Source organism: Serratia sp. A07 (genome assembly GCF_058725505.1).
Genome location: NZ_JBZXDO010000015.1, coordinates 111,047 through 119,010 on the forward strand (window position 1 = coordinate 111,047; position 7,964 = coordinate 119,010).

At 57.8% G+C, this 7,964-nt stretch carries 7 protein-coding genes and 1 riboswitch; of the genes, 5 read left to right on the forward strand and 2 right to left on the reverse strand.

Annotated features, from left to right (window positions below):
- Window positions 1-84 precede the first annotated feature (84 nt).
- Window positions 85-1,002 (forward strand): DNA-binding transcriptional regulator OxyR, encoded by a 918-nt coding sequence (gene oxyR / locus AC4PR2_RS16225; protein ID WP_033636422.1) that lies wholly within the window; start codon window positions 85-87, stop codon window positions 1,000-1,002.
- On the opposite strand, the gene sthA is transcribed toward oxyR, so the two are convergent.
- Window positions 985-2,382 (reverse strand): Si-specific NAD(P)(+) transhydrogenase, encoded by a 1,398-nt coding sequence (gene sthA / locus AC4PR2_RS16230; RefSeq protein ID WP_004931047.1) that lies wholly within the window; start codon window positions 2,380-2,382, stop codon window positions 985-987. The two genes, oxyR and sthA, sit on opposite strands and share 18 nt — an antisense overlap.
- A 218-nt stretch (window positions 2,383-2,600) precedes the next feature.
- On the opposite strand from sthA, the gene fabR reads away from it, so the two are divergent.
- Window positions 2,601-3,233, forward strand: coding sequence for an HTH-type transcriptional repressor FabR (gene fabR, locus AC4PR2_RS16235; RefSeq protein ID WP_004931044.1), 633 nt, complete (start codon window positions 2,601-2,603; stop codon window positions 3,231-3,233).
- A gap of 15 nt (window positions 3,234-3,248) precedes the next feature.
- Window positions 3,249-3,620: a YijD family membrane protein gene (locus AC4PR2_RS16240; RefSeq protein ID WP_049201879.1), complete on the forward strand. Its 372-nt coding sequence runs from the start codon at window positions 3,249-3,251 to the stop codon at window positions 3,618-3,620.
- Between the two features lie 34 nt (window positions 3,621-3,654).
- On the opposite strand, the gene trmA is transcribed toward AC4PR2_RS16240, so the two are convergent.
- The gene (gene trmA / locus AC4PR2_RS16245; RefSeq protein WP_492175283.1) at window positions 3,655-4,758 is read right to left on the reverse strand and encodes a tRNA (uridine(54)-C5)-methyltransferase TrmA; all 1,104 of its coding nucleotides are present in this window, start codon (window positions 4,756-4,758) and stop codon (window positions 3,655-3,657) included.
- A 115-nt stretch (window positions 4,759-4,873) separates the two neighbouring features.
- Window positions 4,874-5,093, forward strand: a riboswitch (cobalamin riboswitch).
- Between the two features lie 69 nt (window positions 5,094-5,162).
- Here trmA and btuB point away from each other — a divergent pair.
- Window positions 5,163-7,034, forward strand: coding sequence for a TonB-dependent vitamin B12 receptor BtuB (gene btuB, locus AC4PR2_RS16250; RefSeq protein ID WP_197803995.1), 1,872 nt, complete (start codon window positions 5,163-5,165; stop codon window positions 7,032-7,034).
- Window positions 6,979-7,842, forward strand: coding sequence for a glutamate racemase (murI, locus tag AC4PR2_RS16255; RefSeq protein ID WP_060424947.1), 864 nt, complete (start codon window positions 6,979-6,981; stop codon window positions 7,840-7,842). The genes btuB and murI overlap by 56 nt, the downstream gene beginning before the upstream one ends.
- Window positions 7,843-7,964: the final 122 nt, after the last annotated feature.

Sequence of the window (7,964 nt, forward strand, 5' to 3'; positions counted from 1 at the left end):
TTATTGTCGCTGGGGCTTGATAGATCTAATCGCTCATTGCTATCTTATCTATCGCCATGAGCTATCATGGAATGGAGGGAAACAATGAATATTCGTGATTTAGAGTATCTGGTCGCCTTGGCCGAGCACCGGCACTTCCGCCGTGCGGCCGATTCATGCCATGTGAGCCAGCCCACGCTGAGCGGGCAGATCCGCAAGCTGGAAGACGAGTTGGGCGTCATGCTGCTCGAGCGCACCAGCCGCAAGGTGCTGTTCACCCAGGCGGGTCTGTTGCTGGTGGAGCAGGCGCGTACCGTGCTGCGCGAAGTGAAAGTATTGAAGGAGATGGCCAGCCAGCAGGGCGAAGCCATGTCCGGGCCGCTGCACATCGGCCTGATCCCGACCGTGGGGCCTTATCTGCTGCCGCAGATCATCCCGACGCTGCACAAAACTTTCCCGAAACTGGAAATGTACCTGCACGAAGCGCAAACCCAGCAACTGCTGGCGCAACTCGACAGCGGCAAATTGGACTGCGCCATTCTGGCATTGGTGAAGGAAACCGAGGCGTTTATCGAAGTGCCTCTGTTCGATGAACCGATGAAGCTGGCGGTGTATTCCGATCACCCGTGGGCGCAGCGCGAGCGCGTGGCGATGCCGGATTTGGCGGGAGAGAAGCTGCTGATGCTGGAAGATGGCCACTGCCTGCGCGATCAGGCGATGGGCTTCTGCTTCCAGGCGGGCGCGGATGAAGATACTCACTTCCGCGCCACCAGTCTGGAAACGCTGCGTAATATGGTCGCGGCCGGCAGCGGCATTACCCTGCTGCCGTCACTGGCGGTGCCGCCGCAGCGCGAACGCGACGGCGTCTGCTATCTGGATTGCTACAAGCCGGAACCGAAGCGCACCATCGCGTTGGTGTATCGCCCCGGTTCCCCACTGCGCAGCCGTTATGAGCAGTTGGCCGAAGCGATCCGCGAGCACATGCAGGGCTACATCGACAACGCGTTAAAACAGGCGGTTTAAGCCGTTAAGCGCCGCCACCCGGTAGGCTTCGGCCATGGTCGGATAGTTGAAGGTCGTATTAACGAAATACTCGATAGTATTGCCTTCACCTTTCTGTTCCATGATCGCCTGACCGATGTGGATGATCTCCGCCGCACGCTCGCCGAAGCAGTGGATCCCGAGGATCTGCAGGGTGTCGCGATGGAACAGGATCTTCAGGCTGCCGACGTTCATCCCGGCGATCTGCGCACGCGCCAGATGTTTGAACTGGGCGCGGCCCACTTCATACGGCACCTTCATCGCCGTCAGTTCCTGCTCGGTTTTGCCGACGGAGCTGATTTCCGGAATGGTGTAGATGCCGGTCGGGATATCTTCGATTAAGTGACCACTGGCTTCGCCGGAAGCGATCGCCTGCGCGGCGATGCGGCCCTGATCGTAGGCGGCGGAAGCCAGGCTCGGATAGCCGATCACGTCACCGACCGCGTAGATGTGCGACAGCGCGGTTTGGTACATGCTGTTCACCTTCAGCAGCCCGCGGCTGTCCGATTCCAGGCCGACGTTTTCCAACCCCAGCGAATCGGTGTTGCCGGTACGGCCGTTGGCGTAAAGCAGGCAGTCCGCTTTCACCTTCTTGCCGGACTTCAGGTGCACGATCACGCCGTCTTCGGTGCCTTCAATCTTCTCGAACTCTTCGTTGTGGCGGATCACCACGCCGTTGTTCCAGAAGTGGTAAGAGAGCGAATCCGACATCTCCTGATCGAGGAACGCCAGCAGGCGATCGCGGGTGTTGATCAGATCCACCTTGACGTTCAGGCCGCGGAAGATAGACGCATACTCGCAGCCGATCACCCCGGCGCCGTAAATGATCACGTGGCGCGGTTCATGACTCAGCTCGAGAATGGAATCGCTGTCGTAGATGCGCGGGTGATTGAAATCGACGCTGGCCGGATGGTAAGGGCGCGAGCCGCAGGCGATCACGATGTGGTCGGCGCGGATGGTGTCCTGGGTGCCGTCCATGTAGCTGACGCTGACGGTGTTGGCGTCGATGAAGCGCGCGTCGCCGGCGAACAGTTTGCACTGGTTCCGCTCATAGAAGCCTTGGCGCATGCGGGTCTGCTGGCTGATGACGTTATCGGCGTGGCGTAAAATGTCAGGGAAGGTCGCGCTGAGCGTGCGCGAGTTGTTGTAAAGCGGGTTCTGGTTGAATTCGATAATGCGGCTGACGGCGTGGCGGAGGGCTTTGGAAGGGATGGTGCCCCAGTGGGTACATCCGCCGCCTACGTTGTTGTACCGTTCGATAACGGCCACGCGGGCGCCCTGTTTCACCAGCCCCATGGCGGCACCTTCACCACCAGGGCCCGAGCCAATCACAATGGCATCAAATTGATAGTGCTGTTGCATGTAGGAGAGACCTGTTTTTTTATACAAGATTACAACGGTATCTTAACATCATAGCGCTGCTCACCCAATCACCATTAGGCTTTTTGAGGCAAAGCACAATCGGCTCAGGGCGGAAGTGTGATAGAGCGCGTTAGTATAAATGCTGTTGCAATAAAATTTGCTATATTGCCGAGTCTAGGGCGTTAGACTGAGAGAATGGAACCTATCCGGATATGCATATGGGCGTCAGAGCACAACAAAAAGAACGGACTCGTCGTTCCCTGATCGAAGCCGCATTCAGCCAGCTGAGCGCCGAACGCAGCTTCGCCAGCCTGAGCCTGCGGGAAGTTTCACGCGAGGCGGGCATCGCGCCCACGTCATTTTACCGCCATTTCCGCGATGTGGATGAGCTGGGGCTGACCATGGTGGACGAAAGCGGCCTGATGCTGCGTCAGTTGATGCGCCAGGCGCGCCAACGCATCGCCAAGGGCGGCAGCGTGATCCGCACTTCGGTGTCCACCTTTATGGAATTTATCGGCAACAACCCGAACGCCTTCCGCCTGCTGCTGCGCGAGCGCTCCGGCACGTCGGCGGCATTCCGTGCGGCGGTGGCGCGCGAGATCCAGCATTTCATCGCCGAACTGGCGGACTACCTCGAGTTGGAAAATCACATGCCGCGCAGCTTTACCGAAGCGCAGGCGGAAGCGATGGTCACCATCGTGTTCAGCGCCGGCGCGGAAGCGCTGGATATCGACGTCGAGCAGCGGCAGCAGCTGGAAGAACGGCTGGTGCTTCAGCTGCGGATGATCTCCAAAGGGGCGTATTACTGGTATCGTCGCGAACAAGAAAAAGCTTCTGTGTCCCACGTATAAAAAAGGTAAAAAATGATGGAAAAACCAGGCCGTGAAAATGGCACCTTACTGCTGGCGTTGATTGCCGGCCTTTCGATCAACGGTTCCTTTGCCGCGCTGTTCAGCTCGGTGGTGCCGTTTTCGATCTTCCCGCTGATCGCGTTGGTGCTGGCGGTGTACTGCCTGCATCAGCGTTACCTGAACCGCGCCATGCCGGACGGCATGCCGAAGCTGGCGGCGGCCTGTTTCCTGCTGGGGCTGCTGATGTACAGCGCCATCGTGCGCGCAGAATACCCGCAGATCGGTTCCAACTTCCTGCCGTCGGTCATCTGCGTGGCGCTGGTGCTGTGGATCGGAGTCAAACTGAAGGCGCGCAAGGCGCCGGATGCGCCGACTCAAGAGTCGTAATGCAACGGGGCGCCATGATGGCGCCCCTGTTGTATCAGCAGCGCTTTTCCAGCAGCACGCCGCATTCCATGTGATGGGTATACGGGAACTGATCGAACAGCGCCAGGCGGCTGACCCGGTGCGTGGCCTGCAGCGTTTCCAGGTTGGCGCACAGCGTTTCCGGGTTGCATGAGATATACAGAATGCGCGGGTAGGCCTGCACCATCTTCACCGTTTCATCGTCCAGCCCGCTGCGCGGCGGATCGACGAAAATTGTCTCGCAGTTGTAACCGCTCAGATCGATGCCCTTCAACCGGTTGAATTCGCGCACCCCGTTCATCGCCTGGGTGAAATCTTCCGCCGCCATGCGGATGATCTGCACATTGTCGATATGGTTGGCAGCGATGTTGTATTGCGCCGCCGCCACCGACGGTTTGGCGATCTCGGTCGCCAGCACGCGCTCGAAATTGCGCGCCAGCGCCAGCGAGAAGTTGCCGTTGCCGCAATACAGCTCCAGCAAATCGCCTTTGGAACCGGCGGTCACCGCCAGCGCCCATTCCAGCATCTGCACGTTCATGGCCGCGTTGGGCTGAGTGAAGCTGTTTTCCACCTGGCGGTAGATCATGTCGCGGCCGGCGACCGGCAGCACTTCGTCGACATAATCCTGGTCGAGCATGATTTTGGTCTTCGACGCCCGGCCGATCAGCTGCAGATCGAAACCCTGAGCGCGCAGTTCGTCACGCAGCTGCTCGGCGCGCCGTTGCCAAACGTCATCCAGCTTGCGGTGGTACAGCAGCGAGGCGATGATTTTGCCGCTTTGCGTCGACAGATAATCGATCTGGAACAGCTTGTGGCGCAGGATCGGCTCCGGTTTCAGCGCGGCGATCAGGGCGCTCATCAGGCGGTTGATCAGTTCGCTGGCGGCCGGGAATTGATCGACGCGAATACGCTGCTTGGTCTGCTGATCGAACATGATGTGGTACATGTCGTCCGCGTCGTGCCAGATGCGGAATTCGGCGCGCATGCGGTAGTGGTCGATTGGCGAGCGGAACACTTCCGGCTCGGGCGCCGCGAACGGTGACATCAACGTCTTCAGGCGGGCGACTTTCTCCGCCAGTTGGTCATCGTAACGTTCAATAGGCAAATTCTCGGGCGTCATGTGTGTCTTCTCGTCAGGCAAATTTGATCAGCGGGGATTGTAGGGAATCAGCCCGTGAAGTCCAGTTTTGTCGCGTTTATTATTTGTAACATTAGTAGCAGTCTAGACATCTATTTTCATTGATCGTAGCATTGCCGTCCGGCCTCAAGCAGCGAGTGAAAAGGGAATCCGGTGTGAATCCGGAGCTGACGCGCAGCGGTAAGGGGAAGTCACGGCGATAGCGTTTCGACGCAGACACTGTCCACTGCAGGATGGGAAGTCATCGCCCGTTGCCGGTCGCACCCCGCGGCCCGCAAATCCCAAGCCCGAAGACCTGCCGGTGTTACGTCGCAATGTCCGTGGCCGTCGCGAACTACCGGCCATGATCCTGCGGCATCCGCCAATTAAGTTTGGATGCTTTTCTCATGACAATTACAAAAAATACGCTGCTGGCGGTGGTCTCCTCCGTCACGGCTTTTTCTGGATGGGCGCAAGACAACACGACAGTCACGAATGGCGATAACCTGGTGGTGACCGCCAACCGCTTCCCGCAGCCGGTTTCTTCCGTGCTGGCGCCGACTTCTATCGTCACCCGTAACGATATCGATCGCTGGCAGGCCAAGAGCCTGACCGACGTGATGCGCCGTTTGCCGGGCGTGGACATCGGCCAAAACGGCGGGCTGGGGCAAAAGAGCTCACTGTTTATTCGCGGCACCAACTCCAGCCATGTCTTGGTATTGATCGACGGCATTCGCCTTAACCAGGCGGGCGTCAGCGGCTCTTCCGATCTCAGCCAAATCCCGATTTCGCTGGTGCAGAAAGTCGAATACATTCGCGGCCCGCGCTCGGCGGTGTACGGTTCCGACGCCATCGGCGGCGTGGTCAACATCATCACCACGCGTGAAAAGAACGGTACTACGCTCTCTGCAGGCGTCGGCTCCAACGGCTATCAGGCCTATGACGCGTCGACCCAGCAACAGCTGGGCGACAGCACCGTGGCGACGGTGGCAGGGAATTACACTTATACCAAAGGGTATGATGTGGTGGCCTATGGCAGCACCGGCATGCAAAGCCAGCAGGACCGCGATGGCTTTATGAGTAAGTCTCTGTATGGCGCGCTTGAGCACCAGTTCAGCGAATCGGTCAGCGGCTTTGTACGCGGATATGGCTATGACAACCGCACGGCGTACGATGGTTACTATTCCTCCCCGACCAGCCCTCTGTTAGATACTCGCAAACTTTACAGCCAAACCTGGGATACCGGATTGCGTTATAAAGAAGGGATTTACGCAACACAATTGATCGGCAGCTACAGTCATAGCAAGGATTACGATTACGATCCTCGTCGCGGTATGTATGACAGCTCGGCCAGTTTGGTGGATTCCGAACAGTACAACCTGCAGTGGGGTAATACGCTGCAGGTTGGAGAGGGTACCGTAAGCTCTGGCGTTGACTGGCAGCAACAGAAAATCAAGCCGGACTCCACCACCGTGAAGGGTGAAAAAAGCCAACGTGATGCAGGCATCTACCTGACTGCGCAGCAACTGGTTGGCCCGGTAACGTTGGAAGGTGCGGTTCGAGGTGACGATCATTCCGAGTTTGGCTGGCACGGCACTTGGCAAACCAGCGCAGCCTGGGAATTCGTCGAGGGATACCGTTTTATCGCTTCGTATGGCACGGCGTTCAAAGCACCGAATATGAGCCAGCTATACGGCAATTTCGGCAACAATACCGATCTGAAACCGGAAGAAAGCAAGCAGTGGGAAGGCGGCTTTGAAGGACTGACCGGCCCGGTGACCTGGCGCATCTCCGGTTATCGCAACGACATCGACAATTTGATCGATTCCACGGGGGAAACCAACTACGTCTATTACAACGTGGGTAAGGCGACCATCAAAGGGATTGAAGCCACTGCCTCGTTTGATACCGGCCCGCTGACGCACCAGATTGGCTATGACTATGTCGATCCTCGCAACGCCAAGACCAATGAAGTGCTGCTGCGGCGCGCGAAACAACAGGTGAAGTATGAGCTGGATTGGCAGTTGTATGACTTTGACTGGGCGGTGACTTATCAATACCTGGGTCAACGTTATGACAAGGACTACAGTACCTATCCGGAGCAAAGCGTGAAACTTGGCGGCGTGAGCCTGTGGGATCTCGCAGTTTCGTATCCGGTCACATCTCATCTGACAGTTCGTGGTAGAATTGCCAACCTGTTTGATAAAGATTATGAGACGGCCTATGGCTACGCTACTCCAGGAAGAGAATACTACCTCACTGGAAGCTATACCTTCTAACAGCACCGCCACACCTCGCCCGACGGTGCTGGTTTTCGATTCCGGCGTCGGCGGGCTGTCGGTATATCAAGAGATTCGGCAGTTGCTGCCGGATCTCCACTATATATACGCTTTCGACAACGTGGCGTTCCCCTACGGCGAGAAGTCCGAAGAGTTTATCGTTGAGCGCGTGGTGGAGATTGTCGGCGCAGTGCAGCAGCGGCATCCTCTGGCGATTGTCGTCATTGCCTGTAACACTGCCAGCACCGTCTCTTTGCCGGCCCTGCGCGAGCGCTTCAGTTTCCCGGTCGTGGGCGTGGTACCCGCCATCAAGCCTGCCGCCCGTCTTACCGTCAATGGCATTGTCGGCCTGTTGGCGACTCGCGGCACCGTACAGCGCAGCTACACCCACGAACTGATTTCCCGTTTCGCTACCGACTGCAAGATTGAGCTGCTGGGCTCTTCAGAGCTGGTGGAGCTGGCGGAGGCCAAGCTGCACGGCGAAGCCGTGCCGCTGCCGGTGCTGAAGAAGATCCTGCATCCGTGGCTGAGCATGCGCGAGCCGCCGGATACCGTCGTGCTGGGCTGCACTCATTTTCCTCTATTAGCTGAAGAGCTGATGCAGGTGTTGCCGGAAGGCACCCGGCTGGTGGATTCCGGTGCGGCGATTGCCCGTCGTACCGCCTGGCTCATCTCGACGCAGGAAAATCTGGTCTCGAGCCAGGAAGAGAATCTGGCGTATTGCATGGCGCTAAATGAAGATACTGACGCTTTATTGCCCGTTTTGCAGGGCTACGGCTTTAAATCGTTGAAAAAACTGCCGCTTTAACGGTGTTTTGGTTAAACATTCAACGGTCGGAAAAAATATTGAAAATAGGGGTTGCGGCCCGCCGAGAACTCCCTATAATGCGCCTCCACTGACCGGGAACAACGACTGACAAGCCGCCGGGT